16 protein-coding genes are annotated in these 15,201 nt (G+C 44.4%); 12 read left to right on the top strand and 4 right to left on the bottom strand.

The window, feature by feature from the left end:
- Nucleotides 1–138: 138 nt before the first annotated feature.
- The gene (gene degS, locus H5073_RS10265) at nt 139–1,215 is read right to left on the bottom strand and encodes an outer membrane-stress sensor serine endopeptidase DegS (protein ID WP_182679480.1); all 1,077 of its coding nucleotides are present in this window, start codon (nt 1,213–1,215) and stop codon (nt 139–141) included.
- A gap of 163 nt (nt 1,216–1,378) precedes the next feature.
- Nucleotides 1,379–2,740, bottom strand: a complete 1,362-nt coding sequence (locus tag H5073_RS10260; protein WP_182679473.1) for a DegQ family serine endoprotease — start codon at nt 2,738–2,740, stop codon at nt 1,379–1,381.
- A gap of 301 nt (nt 2,741–3,041) precedes the next feature.
- Here H5073_RS10260 and zapE point away from each other — a divergent pair, with 301 nt between their 5' ends.
- From zapE to rlmB, 8 genes are all read left to right on the top strand, one after another.
- Nucleotides 3,042–4,154 (top strand): cell division protein ZapE, encoded by a 1,113-nt coding sequence (gene zapE, locus H5073_RS10255; protein WP_182679471.1) that lies wholly within the window; start codon nt 3,042–3,044, stop codon nt 4,152–4,154.
- 276 nt (nt 4,155–4,430) lie between these two features.
- Entirely contained in the window at nt 4,431–4,859 is a 429-nt protein-coding gene (gene rplM / locus H5073_RS10250) for a 50S ribosomal protein L13 (protein ID WP_011494964.1), read from the top strand.
- A gap of 14 nt (nt 4,860–4,873) precedes the next feature.
- Nucleotides 4,874–5,266, top strand: coding sequence for a 30S ribosomal protein S9 (rpsI, locus tag H5073_RS10245; protein ID WP_182679469.1), 393 nt, complete (start codon nt 4,874–4,876; stop codon nt 5,264–5,266).
- 344 nt (nt 5,267–5,610) lie between these two features.
- Nucleotides 5,611–5,799 (top strand): DUF2065 domain-containing protein, encoded by a 189-nt coding sequence (locus H5073_RS10240; RefSeq protein ID WP_182679467.1) that lies wholly within the window; start codon nt 5,611–5,613, stop codon nt 5,797–5,799.
- A gap of 67 nt (nt 5,800–5,866) precedes the next feature.
- Nucleotides 5,867–7,162, top strand: a complete 1,296-nt coding sequence (locus H5073_RS10235; protein ID WP_182679466.1) for an adenylosuccinate synthase — start codon at nt 5,867–5,869, stop codon at nt 7,160–7,162.
- Nucleotides 7,163–7,279: 117 nt separating this feature from the next.
- Nucleotides 7,280–7,897, top strand: coding sequence for a tetratricopeptide repeat protein (locus H5073_RS10230; RefSeq protein ID WP_182679464.1), 618 nt, complete (start codon nt 7,280–7,282; stop codon nt 7,895–7,897).
- A gap of 35 nt (nt 7,898–7,932) precedes the next feature.
- Nucleotides 7,933–10,392 (top strand): ribonuclease R, encoded by a 2,460-nt coding sequence (rnr, locus tag H5073_RS10225; protein WP_182679463.1) that lies wholly within the window; start codon nt 7,933–7,935, stop codon nt 10,390–10,392.
- Nucleotides 10,393–10,413: 21 nt separating this feature from the next.
- On the top strand, nt 10,414–11,154 hold the full coding sequence (gene rlmB / locus H5073_RS10220; RefSeq protein ID WP_182679461.1) for a 23S rRNA (guanosine(2251)-2'-O)-methyltransferase RlmB: 741 nt from the start codon (nt 10,414–10,416) through the stop codon (nt 11,152–11,154).
- 138 nt (nt 11,155–11,292) lie between these two features.
- On the opposite strand, the gene H5073_RS10215 is transcribed toward rlmB, so the two are convergent.
- A complete protein-coding gene (locus H5073_RS10215) occupies nt 11,293–12,678 on the bottom strand; it encodes an MFS transporter (RefSeq protein WP_182679460.1) in 1,386 nt (461 codons plus the stop codon).
- A 96-nt stretch (nt 12,679–12,774) separates the two neighbouring features.
- Entirely contained in the window at nt 12,775–13,530 is a 756-nt protein-coding gene (locus tag H5073_RS10210) for a DUF481 domain-containing protein (RefSeq protein WP_182679458.1), read from the bottom strand.
- Nucleotides 13,531–13,753: 223 nt separating this feature from the next.
- Between H5073_RS10210 and rpsF the strand changes: the two genes are divergently transcribed.
- From rpsF to rplI, 4 genes are read left to right on the top strand one after another with little or no spacing between them, the layout of a single operon-like run.
- Nucleotides 13,754–14,146 carry a 30S ribosomal protein S6 gene (gene rpsF, locus H5073_RS10205; protein WP_182679456.1) on the top strand — a complete coding sequence of 131 codons (393 nt, stop codon included), beginning with the start codon at nt 13,754–13,756 and terminating at the stop codon, nt 14,144–14,146.
- An 8-nt stretch (nt 14,147–14,154) separates the two neighbouring features.
- Nucleotides 14,155–14,457, top strand: a complete 303-nt coding sequence (gene priB, locus H5073_RS10200; protein WP_182679454.1) for a primosomal replication protein N — start codon at nt 14,155–14,157, stop codon at nt 14,455–14,457.
- A gap of 12 nt (nt 14,458–14,469) precedes the next feature.
- Complete coding sequence (rpsR, locus tag H5073_RS10195) at nt 14,470–14,697, top strand: 30S ribosomal protein S18 (RefSeq protein WP_011494975.1); 228 nt, start codon at nt 14,470–14,472, stop codon at nt 14,695–14,697.
- Nucleotides 14,698–14,737: 40 nt separating this feature from the next.
- Nucleotides 14,738–15,190 carry a 50S ribosomal protein L9 gene (rplI, locus tag H5073_RS10190; RefSeq protein WP_182679453.1) on the top strand — a complete coding sequence of 151 codons (453 nt, stop codon included), beginning with the start codon at nt 14,738–14,740 and terminating at the stop codon, nt 15,188–15,190.
- The last annotated feature ends 11 nt before the right edge of the window (nt 15,191–15,201 follow it).

Below are 15,201 nucleotides of genomic sequence, written 5' to 3'. Positions count from 1 at the left end.
CAATGGCTTAGTCCCATTTGATTACATCATGGCTTGCCTTAATGAACTGTGCCAACCAGCACCGGATATAGACAGCCTGTTACCATGGAATTTTAAAAGATAGGTGTAGTTGCCCAGACGCTTACCGTACGATTGGCATTATTCCGGTACTGGTTTCTCTGCAATAATAACGGCTAAATCTTGAACTTTGCCTTCACGAATAATCGTTAAGGTCACTCTGGCATCGGGCAGTGTTTCAGCAATTCTATCCATCAGCATCTCAACCCCTGGCACTTCTTCATTCTCATAAGCAATAATGACATCACGTGGGCGAAGTTGCGCCCGTGCAGCAGGCCCGCTGGGATCTACATCGGTTACCTCAACACCTTTTTGATTTGGAAGATTTAAAATTTGTGCTAATACGGGGCTTAATGCTTTTCCTGATACACCAATGGCGCCGCGTATTACTCGGCCATTATTTATCAGTTTTCCCATAATGCTATGGGCAAGTTTAATAGGGATGGCAAAGCTTATTCCATTGCCGCCAGCCTCGCCGCCCACCTGAAATGCAGCAGTGTTAATGCCTATTAACTCACCATCTGTGTCTATGAGTGCACCGCCAGAATTACCTGCATTAATGGCTGCATCGGTTTGTAAGAAATCTAAATAACCTGAGCTCAAACCATTACGACCTGTCGCACTAATAATTCCCTGAGTGATTGTTTGGCCAATGTTATAAGGATTACCAATGGCAAGAACCACATCGCCTACTTGCACCGGAGTTAGCAGGTTTAGGGGCACAATAGGCAGATTGTCACCTTCAATTTTGAGTACGGCTAAATCAGTTTCTGGATCTGAGCCTACGACTTCAGAGGTGTATTTTCGACCATCTTGCAGGGCTACCACGATTTCATCGGCTTTTTTAATGACATGATAATTAGTAAGGATATAGCCCTCTTTACTCATTATTACCCCAGAGCCTAAGCCTTGTAGGGAACCAGAGTCCAAGGGTTGATCTTTAGCTATGCTCAAACTGTAGATGTTAACCACAGCAGGAGCGGCTTTGCGCACAGCTGCCGCGAAGGACAGGGTTTTACTCTTATGATTATTACCCGTTAGGTTACTGCCAAATCCATTGCTATTGATGATACTTGTTGCACCTAAGAAAACAGCGGCCATCACTAGGCCGAATAATACGGCTTTACTTAAATAAAGGAGGAGCGCTTTTATGTTCATGGCGGTTTCAACGGCAACTAGGGGGGGATAGATTAACATGATTAAAAAAGATAAGCATCGAAGAGTTAACTCGATGCTTATCAATTAGATGCTTAATGGTTCAAATCGCTTTGTTAGGGTTAATGCTTGTCATATCTCAACGAGCATCAACCGGGTGGCGCTCTTATCTCAAGATGAGGTAAAGCAGACTTCCGTTACGTAAAATCTTTAGTGCAACAGTACCCTTTGGGTCGTTAAGATGTGCCTTTAAGTTTTTAAGATTGGTGATTCTGTCGCGGTTGATACCCACAATAACATCGCCTTTTTTAAGGCCATTCATGGCTGCGGGTGAGCCTTGAGCTACATCTGTGATGACTATGCCAGATTGTTTGCTGTTCTCTAAATTAGCTCCTTGCAACATAGGGTGAATAGCCCCAGCTTCAGAGTTCATAGAGGCGTCGGCTTCACCGAGCACCACAGTAATATTCTTGGAGCCACTGTCGCGCATTATGCCTAAATCTACTTTAGCACCGGCACCTAAGGTGGCAACTTTAGCCCTAAGCTCTTGGAAAGTTTTGATCTTCTTGCCATTCACGCTGGTGATAATATCACCGGCTTTAAGACCCGCTTTCTCAGCAGCGCTACCAGGCATGACTTCATTAATAAAGCCCCCATGTTGAGTATCAAGCCCGAAACCTTTGGCAAGTTCTCGGTCTAAATCTCGGCCAGAAATACCAAGTACGCCACGTTTTACTTCACCATGCTCTATGATTTGTGCCACTAAGTTGTTGACCATATTCGCCGGAATAGCAAAGCCTATTCCCACATTACCGCCACTTGGGGCAACAATTGCAGTGTTTATTCCCATTAGCTCGCCATTTAAGTTCACTAAGGCGCCACCTGAGTTACCGCTGTTAATGGCTGCATCAGTCTGAATGAAATTTTCTAATTGCTCTATGCCTAACCCGCTACGGCCTAGGGCGCTGACTATGCCGGAAGTCACGGTTTGACCCAGACCAAAGGGGTTGCCAATGGCAACAGCAAAATCACCGACACGAATTTCTTCAGAATCTGTTTGCTTGATTGCGGTGAGATTTTTAGCTTCAATTTGCAATAAAGCAATGTCAGATTCAGGATCGGCACCAATGAGCTTAGCTTTTACTTCGCGGCCGTCGAACAAACCAATTTGAATGTCATCGGCACCATTGATGACATGATTGTTGGTTACAATGTAACCTTTTTCTGCATCAATAATGACGCCGGAGCCAAGCCCTCTAAAAGGGCGCTCTTGAGTTTGCTCTTGAGGGCCGTTGGGGCCAAAGAAATGGCGAAACACATCGGGAATTCTTTGCTTTGAAACATGGGTGCCTGAGACGGCAACTGACACTACTGCTGGAGTCGTTTTTTCAAGCATAGGGGCAAGACTGGGTAGTATTTGGCCGTTCACGCTTTGGGGAATTGCAGCGCTGGCACTAACAGGAATAAATGCACTGGATAAAGTTGCGGTTAATAGTGCGGCTGAAAGTAGTGTTAATTTTGTTTTCATCAGTTCCTAACTCCTATTATCTAGATGTCTATACATTGGTGTATGACAGAGTAACTTTGTTAATTATGTGGGTAACCTTATTGGCAATCACATGAATACTTTTGTAGGTTAAACACGGTTTGTTGAATGCTTAATCCGGTTCATGGTTTTACTATACATTCGGAGCGGTTTTTATTTCAAAAGGTTCAGTCATTATTAACAAAGCTTAATTTTAACGTGGAGTTAGCCTAGCTGAAGCCTTACTGAGCGCTAGTCTCTCATGCTATGATTGCAGACTATTTTAGGTTAAGAGAGTGAAACCGTGTCGCAGTTAAGCCCTTGGCAGCATTACCAGCAAGATCTCCTAAGAGATGATTTTTCCCATGATTTGGCACAAGAGCAAGCCGTAAAGGCGCTTCAGCGAGTATACGAAGATCTTATCGAGGCGACCAAGCCTGTGTCCAGCATAGGGGCTTTGCTTAAGGCTGTGACAGGAAAGAATAAACGCGCTGGAGTGCAAGGTTTGTACCTTTGGGGCGGCGTTGGCCGTGGTAAAACTTACCTGATGGATACGTTTTTTGATGCCTTGCCGACACAGAATAAGCTGAGGGCGCACTTTCATCGCTTCATGCATCAACTGCATCATGATTTGGGTGAGTTAAAAGGAGTTCAGGACCCGTTACTGACCATAGCGAAGAAAATGGCGAAGCAATATCAAGTGATTTGTTTTGATGAGTTTTTTGTCTCTGATATTACCGATGCTATGTTGCTGGGCACCTTATTTGAAGCATTGTTTAAAGAAGGAGTGGTCTTGGTTGCGACCTCTAATATCATTCCCGATGAGCTCTATAAGAATGGCTTGCAGCGGGTACGTTTCTTGCCTGCCATAGCGTTGATTAATCAAAACTGTGAGATCCTCAATGTGGACTCAGGTATAGATTATCGTTTGCGTACTTTAGAACAGGCGGAAATTTATCATTACCCTTTAGATGCACAGTCGGACGTTAATCTGCTGCAATATTTCCAGCAGCTGGCGCCAGAGTCTGAAGTATTCACTCAAGCTTTGGATATTGATGGCCGTAAAATTGTTATTAGACAGCAATCACAAGGTGTATTGTTGGTGGATTTTAGAGCACTTTGTGATGGTCCACGTTCCCAGCGGGATTACATGGAAATTGCACGCCTGTACAACACTGTGCTACTCAGTGGTCTGGAACAAATGGGCGCGAAGCAGACTGGAGATGATATCGCCAGACGCTTCCTGGCTGTGGTCGATGAGTTTTACGAGCGTAACGTTAAATTGATCATTTCAGCTCACGTTTCTCTAGAACAAATTTATACTGAAGGGCAACTGGACTTTGAATTTAGGCGTTGTCGTTCACGGTTAATTGAAATGCAATCCCACGACTACCTAGCGCTAGAGCATTTACCTTAGTAAATGAGGTTCAGATTGTGGGAGTTAAGATAACTTGATGCCGTGTGACGGAAGATGACTTTGCTGCTGTTGGGTTTATTTCCAATTTAAACAAAAAATCAGATGATTTTTAACTCAGCTTTGTCTATAATCCGCACCCTGCCCACGTTACTCCGCCATTGGGCGGAAGTTTTAAGCCAATATCAATGCTCGAAGGGGCAAGGATCGGTAATTTTGTGTTGTTTGCAGGTGCATTCAACATGTGTGACAGAAAATTAACTTTGGGTTTTTGTAATAATGAAGACTTTTACTGCTACGCCAGAAACTGTAACTCGTGACTGGTTTGTTGTTGACGCTGAAGGCAAAACTTTAGGTCGTATCGCAACTGAAATCGCAATTCGCTTACGCGGTAAGCATAAGCCAGAATACACTCCACACGTTGACACTGGTGATTACATCATCGTTATCAATGCTGAAAAAGTGACTGTAACTGGTAACAAAGCGGCTGGTAAGATTTACTACTCGCATTCAGGCTTCCCTGGTGGCATTAAGCAAATCAGCTTCGAAAAGCTGCAGGCGCAAAAGCCAGAAATGATCATCGAGAAAGCAGTTAAGGGTATGTTGCCAAAAGGTCCATTGGGCCGCGCTATGTTCCGTAAACTTAAAGTTTACGCTGGCGTTGAGCATAACCACGCTGCACAACAACCACAAGTTCTTGATATCTAAACGGGATTAAGCAAATGTCTGCAACTCAGTACTACGGCACTGGCCGTCGCAAAACATCTACCGCTCGCGTTTTCGCAAAAGCTGGTAGTGGCAATATCGTTGTTAACCAACGTCCTCTTGATGTCTATTTTGGTCGTGAAACGGCTCGTATGGTTGTTCGTCAACCATTAGAGTTAGTTGAAATGACTGATAAGCTAGACATCTATGTAACAGTAAAGGGCGGTGGTACTACTGGCCAAGCTGGTGCAATTCGTCACGGTATTACTCGTGCACTAATGCAACTAGATGAAGCTTTACGTCCTACATTACGCAGCGCTGGTTTCGTTACCCGTGATGCTCGTAAAGTTGAGCGTAAGAAAGTTGGTCTACGTAAAGCACGTCGTAAGCCACAATTCTCTAAGCGTTAATCTGCTTTTGGAATACAAAAAACCCAGCCTATGCTGGGTTTTTTATTGCCTAAAATTTGTAAAATGGATGATTATACTAATCACATTAACTTTGCGTTCTATCTAGAGTGTCTCAAGCTTTTCAATTCAAGGCGTATTAATGCAGTAAGAATTATTCCCTTTCAAATTGGTGCAACGGTGAAATGGAGTGCCGAAGCCCTCCCGAGGGGCGGGTTTCAAAAGAGCTCTACGTTGAAGATTTGCATCACTATGCCTTCATGCCTCCGCCTTGAGTAACCCGCTTCGAACTCCAGTAGAATGGCCAGATAATTAATACGATTTGTATTAAAAATAAGGAGATTGACATGGAACTTCAGATTTTAATGCTGGCGTTAGGTTTTGTCTTCATACTTGAAGGTATAGGACCATTATTATTTCCTAATAAATGGCGTCGTTACTTAAAGGAGATTTCTGAACAAAATCAGGCTGTTTTAAGACAGTTAGGTGGTACATTGGTGACAGCAGGGATAGTTTTATTGGTTATTTTTTCATAAAAAACTTGCCTACCTCCCCCTAAAATCTGTTAAAATTCGACTTTATACCACAACCTTGCAGCAAACAATGGGCAAAAACGTAGTCGTTCTCGGTACCCAATGGGGTGACGAGGGAAAAGGTAAGATTGTCGACCTTCTAACAGAACAGGCAAAATATGTAGTTCGCTATCAAGGTGGCCACAATGCGGGTCATACATTAGTTATTAATGGCGATAAAACTGTACTTCATCTGATCCCGTCAGGTATCTTGCGTGATAATGTTAAATGCATTATCGGTAATGGTGTAGTTGTTGCACCTGATGCCTTACTAAAAGAGATCAACATGCTCAAAGAGCGTGGTGTTCCAGTTGAAGAGCGTTTACTTATCTCTGAAGCGTGTCCGCTTATCCTTCCTTTCCATTGTGCACTTGATATTGCTCGCGAAAAAGCGCGCGGTAATAAAGCAATTGGAACAACAGGTCGTGGTATTGGTCCAGCTTATGAAGATAAAGTATCCCGTCGCGGTTTACGTATCGGTGACTTATTTAACGCTGAACTATTTGCAACTAAGCTTGCAGACGTCATGAAGTATCATAACTTCATGTTGACTGAGTACTACCAGGCTGAAGCGGTTGATTACCAGAAGACACTTGAAGATGCATTGGCTGTTGCTGATTATCTGAAGAGCATGTGTACTGATGTGACTGAATTATTGGATACTGCCCGTAAAGCGGGTGAGCCAATAATGTTTGAAGGCGCACAGGGCACACTACTGGATATCGATCACGGTACTTATCCATTTGTGACATCATCAAATACTACAGCTGGCGGCGTCGCTACTGGTTCTGGTTTTGGTCCGCGTCACTTAGATTACGTACTGGGCATCATGAAAGCTTACACCACACGTGTTGGTGCAGGTCCTTTCCCTACTGAACTTTCTTGTGAAATTGGTGACTATATTGGTCACAAAGGTCAGGAGTTTGGTGCCACTACTGGTCGTAAACGTCGTCCAGGTTGGTTAGATGCTGTGGCTATGCGCCGCGCAGTACAGATAAACAGCGTAAGTGGATTTTGCTTAACTAAGCTTGATGTTTTAGATGGCTTAAAAGAAGTTAAAATCTGTGTTGGTTATCAGTATCCTGATGGCACTATTGAAACAGTAACGCCATTAGCTGCAGAAGGCTATGAAGAAGTAACCCCTGTTTACGAAACCATGCCAGGCTGGAGTGACATCACTTATGGTGCCACTTCAATTGAACAGTTACCTGCAGCGGCTATCGCTTATATTAAGCGTATTGAAGAGCTGCTTGAAGCACCAATAGATATCATCTCAACCGGTCCAGACCGAAATGAGACTATGATTCTGGTGAATCCGTTCAGTTAATCAAAAAAGGCCGCTTCTAGCGGCCTTTTTGTTTATTATCAACTGGCATTTATTGTTCAAGAATTAAGTTATAATGCCGATGGATATATGAGACTTGGGCATTACTGAGACATTATCATGTTAAGACTATCGCTGTTATTATTGGGTGTATTGCAAACCTCTGCGATGGCGGAGACGCTTGCAGTTGATATTTATAGCAATGAACAACTACTGCAGCTAATGCGCGATGGTACCTATCTTCAACGTGTTAAAGCTGATGACTGTCAGCTAGTGCAGGATATAGAGGCAAGAGCCGAAGTATTGAAGCAGCCCTTGTACCAGTTTTTATGGGGCGAAATGCTCAATCAAGGCGTGTGTGTTAAGCAGCATGCTTCCCGCGGTATGGCAATGCTGCGCACCTCAGCTGAGCAAGGCAGTGCCGAAGCTATGATAAAATTAGCTGATTACCATTACCAAGGTAAGTTGGTAGTCAAGGATAAAGACAAATCCGTGCAATACGTGTTACCCGCAGCAGCCAATGGCAGCTTAGCTGCCCAGATAATGTTGGTGCGATTATTTAGCGAAGGATACGGTAGCCCTACAGACTATGAGCTTGGCTACCATTTACTGTATAACAACGTTTTTGAAGATGAGGCGACCCAGAAGCGAGCCTTATCATTATTGCGAGCATTAGCTGCTAAAATGCCCACCAGTGTAGTGGAAAGGGCACAGAAATCTCGCTTTTACACCCGTTAAGGCCTCAACAACGAGGCAAAATATTTGGAAATTGAATGATCAACGATCCTCATTTTGAGAGAGAGCAAGACAAGTACGACAACCCCATTCCAAGCCGTGAGTTTATCTTAGAATACTTACGCGGCCAAAAGTCACCTATCACTCGCGATAACATTGCCAAGGCATTAAATATCCAAGATGAAGAGCCATTAGAAGCCCTGCGTCGTCGCCTGCGCGCTATGGAGCGTGATGGTCAGTTAGTCTTTACTCGCGGACAAAGTTACGGTTTGCCAGAGCGTATGGACTTGTTATCAGGTACAGTGCTTGGTCACCGAGACGGCTTTGGCTTTTTTAAGCCAGATGAAGGCGGCGATGACCTGTACATTAATAACCGTGACATGCTGATGTATTTTCATGGCGATAAAGTGCTGGCGCAAAAAGCGGGTACTGATAGACGTGGCCGCCGTGAAGCGCGCATTGTACGCTTAGTACAGCAGCGCACCGCAGCTTTAGTCGGTCGCTACCATCTGGATGCTGGTATGGGGTTTGTTATCGCCGATGATAGGCGCATCACCCAAGAAATATTGATCGCCGCTGAAGACACTAACGGAGCAAGAGCGGGTGATGTAGTGGTCGTTGAGCTTACCCGCCGTCCGGGGCGTTTCGTTAAGGCCGCAGCTAAAGTGACCGAAGTGCTAGGTAAAACCATGGCTCCAGGTATGGAAATTGAAATTGCCCTGCGCAATTACGATTTACCACACACTTGGTCAGCGGTTATTGAGAAAAAGCTTAAACGCATTCCCGATGAAGTGACCGAAGAAGATAAGCTAGGTCGCGTCGATTTACGTCATTTACCTCTGGTTACTATCGATGGTGAAGATGCGCGAGATTTTGATGATGCTGTGTACGCAGAAAAAAAACCTAGCGGCTGGCGTTTATGGGTCGCAATTGCTGATGTAAGTCATTACGTACGCACAGATTCAGCCTTAGACGAAGAGGCGCGTTCGCGAGGAAATTCAGTATATTTTCCTTCGCAAGTGATCCCTATGTTGCCAGAGAAAATCTCCAACGGCTTATGTTCATTAAAGCCTAAGGTAGATCGTTTGTGTATGGTCGCAGAAATGACCATTGCCGCTAGCGGTAAGCTGTCTGGTGCTAAGTTTTACCCAGCGGTAATGCACTCTCATGCGCGCTTCACATACACTCAAGTGGCCGACATGTTAGAAGGCGGTGCAATTGCACCTGAGCATCAAGCATTGTTTCCGCATTTACAGTGTTTGCAATCTTTGTATTTGACTTTAGATGAACGCCGCGCTGAACGTGGTGCCATCGCCTTTGAAACCCTAGAGACACAGTTTATTTTCAATGAACAACGTAAAATTGAAAAAATAGTGCCTCGAGGGCGAAACCAAGCACATAAAATCATTGAAGAGTGCATGATTTTAGCTAACGTAGCCTCCGCCAATTTTGTTAAAAAACACAAAGGCGAGGTGTTATACCGCGTCCATGAAGCACCGTCTGAGCAGAAACTGGCAAATTTCAAAGAGTTCCTCGCTGAACGTGGTCTGAGTATGGATGGTGGCCTTGAGCCAACACCATCTGATTATCAGAATTTGATGCTGAAAATTGCCGACAGAGCCGATGCTGAGCTGATCCAAGTGATGTTGCTGCGTTCTATGCGTCAAGCGATTTATAGCCCAGATAACGAAGGCCACTTTGGTTTAGCGTTAGAAGCATATTCCCATTTCACCTCGCCTATTCGCCGCTACCCTGATTTAGTTCTGCACAGGGTGATTAAATTCTTATTGGCCAAAGAAGCTGGCGAAGCCAATGAAAAGTGGACTCAAGATGGCGGATATCATTATTTACTGGATGAACTAGATGTCTTAGGTGAAGAGTGTTCAACCACAGAGCGCCGTGCCGATGAGGCGACTCGTGACGTGAGCGATTGGCTTAAGTGCGAATACATGCAAGATCACGTCGGTGACACTTTTGAGGCTGTCATTGCCTCTGTGACTAACTTTGGTTTATTTGTTCGCTTAAATGAGCTCTTTATCGATGGTTTAGTGCATATCTCTAGCCTTGCTAGCGATTACTATCAGTTTGATTCAACTAGGCAGCGTTTGATCGGTGAAAATACCCGTAAAATTTACCAAGTTGGTGATGCTGTGACGGTTAAAGTTGCCGCAGTAAACTTAGATGACAGGCAAATCGATTTAGTGATGGTTGGTGATAATGTCAAAGGGCGCGCTAAATCTGCTAGTCGTAAGCCGCTAACGGCGCGGGAGCGAACTAATCTTGAAGGCGCAAAAGTCGGGCGTAAGCCTGCTGGAAAAACAGCCACTAGCTCAGACAGTAAAAAGTCTGCTGCTAAAAAGCCTCGCAAGAGTGGTAAGGCTGGTAAACCAGCCACTGAAGGCGCTGTTAAGAGCAAGGTGAAAAAGCCTAGAGCTAAGAAGCCTGCAGCAGCTAAAACAACGGCTAAAAAAACAGTTAAAAAGAAACCCAAGCAGTAACTGCTCAGAGAAAATCATTAAATGAAAAAACAAGATTTTATATACGGTATTCACGCCATCGAGTCACTATTAACTCACAGCCCTGAGCGCATTCTTGAGCTGTGGGTGTTACAAGGCCGTGATGATGATCGTTTAGCCTCTTTATTAAAGGTGGCACAAGAATTTGGTTGTATCGCCCAGCGCGCGACTAAAAAAACCTTAGATGAAAAAGCGGACAGCAGTCAGCACCAAGGTGTTGTAGCAAGAGTTCAAGCGGCAAAAGTATTAGCAGAAAACGAGCTTGATGCACTGCTTGATGTTACTGAAGTCCCATTTTTACTCATCCTTGATGGTGTGACCGATCCCCATAACCTAGGCGCTTGTTTACGTAATGCCGACGCCGCGGGTGTGCAGGGGATTATCGTACCTAAAGATAACTCAGCAGGCCTTACGCCAACGGTTAGCAAGGTTGCTTGTGGCGCCGCAGAAACCGTCTCCTTATTCCAGGTGACCAACTTGGCTCGCACCATGCGTCATTTACAAGATCGTGGTGTGTGGATAGTGGGGACGGCTGGTGAAGCTGATAGTGCGCTATATCAGGCCGAACTTACCGGACCGCTAGCGATTGCGATGGGTGCGGAAGATAAAGGGCTTCGCCGCTTGTCTCGTGAAGCCTGTGACAAGTTAGTGTCCATCCCTATGTCTGGCAGTGTATCAAGTTTGAACGTCTCTGTGGCTACAGGTGTTTGTCTATTTGAAGCCGTACGTCAACGGATAAAATAGCCAGTATTAAGATTTAAACAATAAAACGGGCGCCTATCAGGCGCCCGTTTTTTATGTTGTATTTTATATTAACTACCAGTTGAGTGTGATGTTTTAGTGCACAACATCAACATCAACATCAACATGGATAACACTCAGTTAGGCTTGCAGATCTTTAGGGGTTGATGCCATTTCTTGCTCTGGAGCCTCATTTACATCTGCTTGAAACGCGCCGTCTTGAGTCATCTCTTCCTCAAAATCATCTGTGGCGTTATCTTCATCTTCTTGAGGATTGACCATTTGATCTTGAACAGATTCAACATCGACCCTAGGGTCGATAGCTGCGGCATAAGGAGAGAGCACCAGATCGCCGCCTCCCATGACATAATCGCCACTGACCTGTCGTTCGCTCTTCTGGCGGCTATTAATAAAATGCAAGCATACCAGCAAACCAAAGGCGCAGAATCCCATGAAGACATACAGCATGTAATCACCGAAGGTCTGCATTAAACTGGATGCAATCAAGGGGCCAATACTAGCGCCTAAACCGAAGGTCACTAATATAGTCGCAGAAAGCCCCACGCGTTCTTCTTGGCTGACTCGCGAATTAGCAAGTGCAGTTGCTAATGGATAAAAGGTAAAAGCCAAGATGCCAAATAATCCTGTAAGCGGTAGCGAGTAGATTTCGTTATAAGGGAGCATGGCAATGAAGCAAACCAAGATGCCTAGTAATGTACAGTTGATACGTATTAGGCGACTTCTTGGCATGATGTCTGAGAGTTTACCCATGGGCCACTGCGCCAAGAGCCCAGCAAAAATAGTGCAAGACATATAGAGAGCGACTTCTTCAGGGGATATGCCGTGACCGCTGGCGTACGCTGGGGCTAAACCATAAAAACAGCCTACTATCATGCTGCCAAGGGCGACAGTGGTAAGGGCTTGGGGAGCTTTGCGCCAATAAAGAAGCATATTCAGCGGAGCTGGAGTTAGTGGATCAGGATGAATGCGGCGTGTAATAGCAATTGGGACAATACATAAAGCAAAGCAAATTGCGATAAGTAGCAATGGCTCAATACCCAGTTCTGGGTAGAGACTAATTGCACCCTGACCACCCATTAAACCAAGGTAGGAGACGATCATATAACTGGCAAAGACGGTGCCGCGCTGACTATCATCCGACTGCTCGTTTAACCAACTTTCTAGCACCATGTATTGGCACATCATGCCCATGCCCACAAAAAGTCGTAATACTAACCAAATGGTTAAGTCATCTATTAATGCGTGACCTAATGCAGAGGCCGTGACTACACCAGCACAGGCGACAAATGCGCGAATGTGACCTACTTGAGCAATCAGCTTGTGCCCTAGTTTTGAGCCTGCCACTAGGCCGACATAATAAGCTGACATCATGCCACCAATCCACAATTGTGGCACCTGCATCACGGTCAAACGCAGGCCTAGATAAGTCGTCAGCAAACCTGCAGCAAGCACCATTAAAAAGGTGGTGCTATATAGAGAAGCAAAAGCGCGCATAGGGCTAGCCATGATTAAACAGCCTCCAAAAAAAAGGGAAGAACAATAAGCTTGGCTTATTGTTCTTACTATCAATGTAATGTGGTGTTTTAAAACTGTAGGAGAAAATTATTGGAATGTATACAGCAAATTAAATGTGGTTGTCGTGTCAGTACTTAAACTATCTTCTGGTACATCTTGGGTGTAGCGAATGTTCATGCCTATCTTAAATGCCCAGTCTTGTAGGAAGGTGTTTTTATAGCTTAAATCTAACGTCAGTGTGTTGTTATCAAGCCCTGTTTCAGCAGTGATGTCAGCATTAAGGCTAGTGTATTCTTGTAGCTTTACAGAATAACGGGCCGCAGTACGTAAAATGACCTCACGGTTTGCTACTGGGATCGGCTCTGACACTGTTGCTTTAGGCATGTCATAACGATAACCAGGACCTGCTTCAAGGCTTAATTTAGTTTTATAACTCTTGATTAAATCAAAACCGTAACCGGTAGATAGCGTTGTAATCTCGGTAAATGAGCCAAAATCATCCCAAGTAAATTCGCCACGACCAAATACATAACCCCGGTTTAGCTTATAGCTTGATTGCAAGAATAAGTCGTACTTTTCAGAGGTGGTTTCACTTCCATCAGCAGAGTAAAAGACCTTAAATGTCCCTTCTTGGCGGGTTTTAGGGCTGTCATAGGTAAGATAAGTGCGGCCATTGAAGTTTTTTGATTCATTGTTACCAGTATTGAGTTGCAAGCCTGCCTCAACTTCAGCGGTGAAGTCGCTAGGTGGATCTTGGTAATCTGGTGGTACTAATGCCCAAGCAAAATTTGAGCTAACAGCGAAAGTGAGTAAAAGACCAAATACAGCGAATACATTTTTCATTACTAAGGTTCTTCAATTGAGGGCAAGGCGGCATGACAATTCATCAGCTGGCAATGATACCCGCTTATCTAAAGTGGTGCAAAGCAAACAAAAGTTATTGCTTGAATTTTAGCTTGGGTTTCTGTACTATCACGCGCCTAAATCAGTCACTTTAATTCGTTCCTTGCCTCTAACTTGGTCTGACTGAGCCAAAACGAGGCTACCTAACCGTAAGGAGCAATAAATGCGTCATTACGAAATCGTATTTATGGTTCACCCAGATCAAAGTGAACAAGTACCAGGTATGATTGAGCGTTACTCCGGTGTTATCACCGCTGCTAACGGCACAATTCACCGTTTAGAAGATTGGGGCCGTCGTCAACTGGCTTACCCAATCCAAGACCTACATAAAGCTCACTATGTTCTTATGAACGTAGAAGCTACTGCAGAGTCTATTGAAGAATTAGAAACAGCTTTCCGTTTCAACGACGCTGTTCTGCGTAACATGGTAATGCGCACTAAAGTTGCGGTTACTGAAGCTTCTCCTATGGCAAAAGCAAGAGACGAGCGTGATTCACGTCGTTCACCTTCTGATGACCGTGTAGAAGAAGAAAGCGCTGAAGAAAACGCTGAATAATTTAATCTGTGAATAACCACTTATCGCTGTCTGGGACGGTAACACGCTCAAGACGCTTTGAAAGTCCAAGTGGCATTGCTCATGTAGTGGTGACATTGGAACATAAATCTCAGCGGTATGAAGTAGATATGTTGCGAAACGTCTATTGTCTGATCCAAGTGATATTAAGTGGTCCACGCTTTAGCAGCGTAGCAGATGAATTAAAAGCAGGTGTGCAAGTTGAAGTAGAGGGATTTCTTTCACTACAACAAGGGCGAAATGGTCAAAACCGTTTAGTCTTGCATGCTGAAAATGTCGAATTGAAAACTTAGGAGACTGTCAACATGGCACGTTATTTCCGTCGTCGCAAGTTCTGCCGTTTCACCTCTGAAGGTGTTGCAGAAATTGATTACAAAGATATCGTTACTTTAAAGAACTACATCACTGAAAGCGGCAAGATTGTTCCTAGCCGTATCACTGGTACTAGTGCTAAATACCAACGCCAACTAGCTCGCGCTATCAAGCGTGCTCGTTATCTTTCTCTACTGCCATACACTGATTTACATCAGTAATCGCAGTATTAATTCCTAATCGAATATAGAGGATTTGATAATGAACGTTATTCTACTTGATAAAATTGCAAACTTAGGCAGCTTAGGCGACCAAGTTTCTGTTAAAGCGGGTTATGCACGTAACTTCCTTTTACCATTTGGTAAAGCGGTTGTTGCAAATGCAGCAAACGTAGAAGTATTTGAAGCTCGTCGTGCTGATTTAGAAGCTAAATTAGCTGCTGACTTAGCTACTGCGACTGCACGTGCTGAAAAACTAACCGCATTAGAAGCTGTAGTTATCGCTTCTAAAGCTGGTGATGAAGGTAAGTTGTTCGGTTCAATTGGTAACCGTGACATCGCTGATGCAGTAACTGCAGCTGGCGTTGAGCTTGCTAAATCAGAAGTGCGTCTACCATTAGGTGCACTACGCACTACTGGTGACTTCGAAGTTGAAGTACAAGTGCACACTGAAGTTAAAGCGTTAGTTAAAGTATCTGTTGTTGCAGAAGCTTAATTACCTTTAGC

The sequence above is a fragment of the Shewanella sp. SR44-3 genome (assembly GCF_014163735.1).
GTDB lineage: Bacteria > Pseudomonadota > Gammaproteobacteria > Enterobacterales > Shewanellaceae > Shewanella.
This window is presented reverse-complemented; position numbering and strand designations above follow the sequence as displayed.

Excerpts from the sequence above, each read along its gene's own strand:
- H5073_RS10235 (WP_182679466.1), top strand. The coding sequence starts at position 5,867 with ATGGGCAAAAACGTAGTCGTTCTCGGTACCCAATGGGGTGACGAGGGA.
- rplI (WP_182679453.1), top strand. The coding sequence starts at position 14,738 with ATGAACGTTATTCTACTTGATAAAATTGCAAACTTAGGCAGCTTAGGC.
- degS (WP_182679480.1), bottom strand. The coding sequence starts at position 1,215 with ATGAACATAAAAGCGCTCCTCCTTTATTTAAGTAAAGCCGTATTATTC.
- rpsR (WP_011494975.1), top strand. The coding sequence starts at position 14,470 with ATGGCACGTTATTTCCGTCGTCGCAAGTTCTGCCGTTTCACCTCTGAA.
- H5073_RS10215 (WP_182679460.1), bottom strand. The coding sequence starts at position 12,678 with ATGGCTAGCCCTATGCGCGCTTTTGCTTCTCTATATAGCACCACCTTT.
- rpsI (WP_182679469.1), top strand. The coding sequence starts at position 4,874 with ATGTCTGCAACTCAGTACTACGGCACTGGCCGTCGCAAAACATCTACC.
- H5073_RS10230 (WP_182679464.1), top strand. The coding sequence starts at position 7,280 with ATGTTAAGACTATCGCTGTTATTATTGGGTGTATTGCAAACCTCTGCG.
- H5073_RS10240 (WP_182679467.1), top strand. The coding sequence starts at position 5,611 with ATGGAACTTCAGATTTTAATGCTGGCGTTAGGTTTTGTCTTCATACTT.
- rpsF (WP_182679456.1), top strand. The coding sequence starts at position 13,754 with ATGCGTCATTACGAAATCGTATTTATGGTTCACCCAGATCAAAGTGAA.
- H5073_RS10210 (WP_182679458.1), bottom strand. The coding sequence starts at position 13,530 with ATGAAAAATGTATTCGCTGTATTTGGTCTTTTACTCACTTTCGCTGTT.
- rlmB (WP_182679461.1), top strand. The coding sequence starts at position 10,414 with ATGAAAAAACAAGATTTTATATACGGTATTCACGCCATCGAGTCACTA.
- H5073_RS10260 (WP_182679473.1), bottom strand. The coding sequence starts at position 2,740 with ATGAAAACAAAATTAACACTACTTTCAGCCGCACTATTAACCGCAACT.
- rnr (WP_182679463.1), top strand. The coding sequence starts at position 7,933 with ATGATCAACGATCCTCATTTTGAGAGAGAGCAAGACAAGTACGACAAC.
- rplM (WP_011494964.1), top strand. The coding sequence starts at position 4,431 with ATGAAGACTTTTACTGCTACGCCAGAAACTGTAACTCGTGACTGGTTT.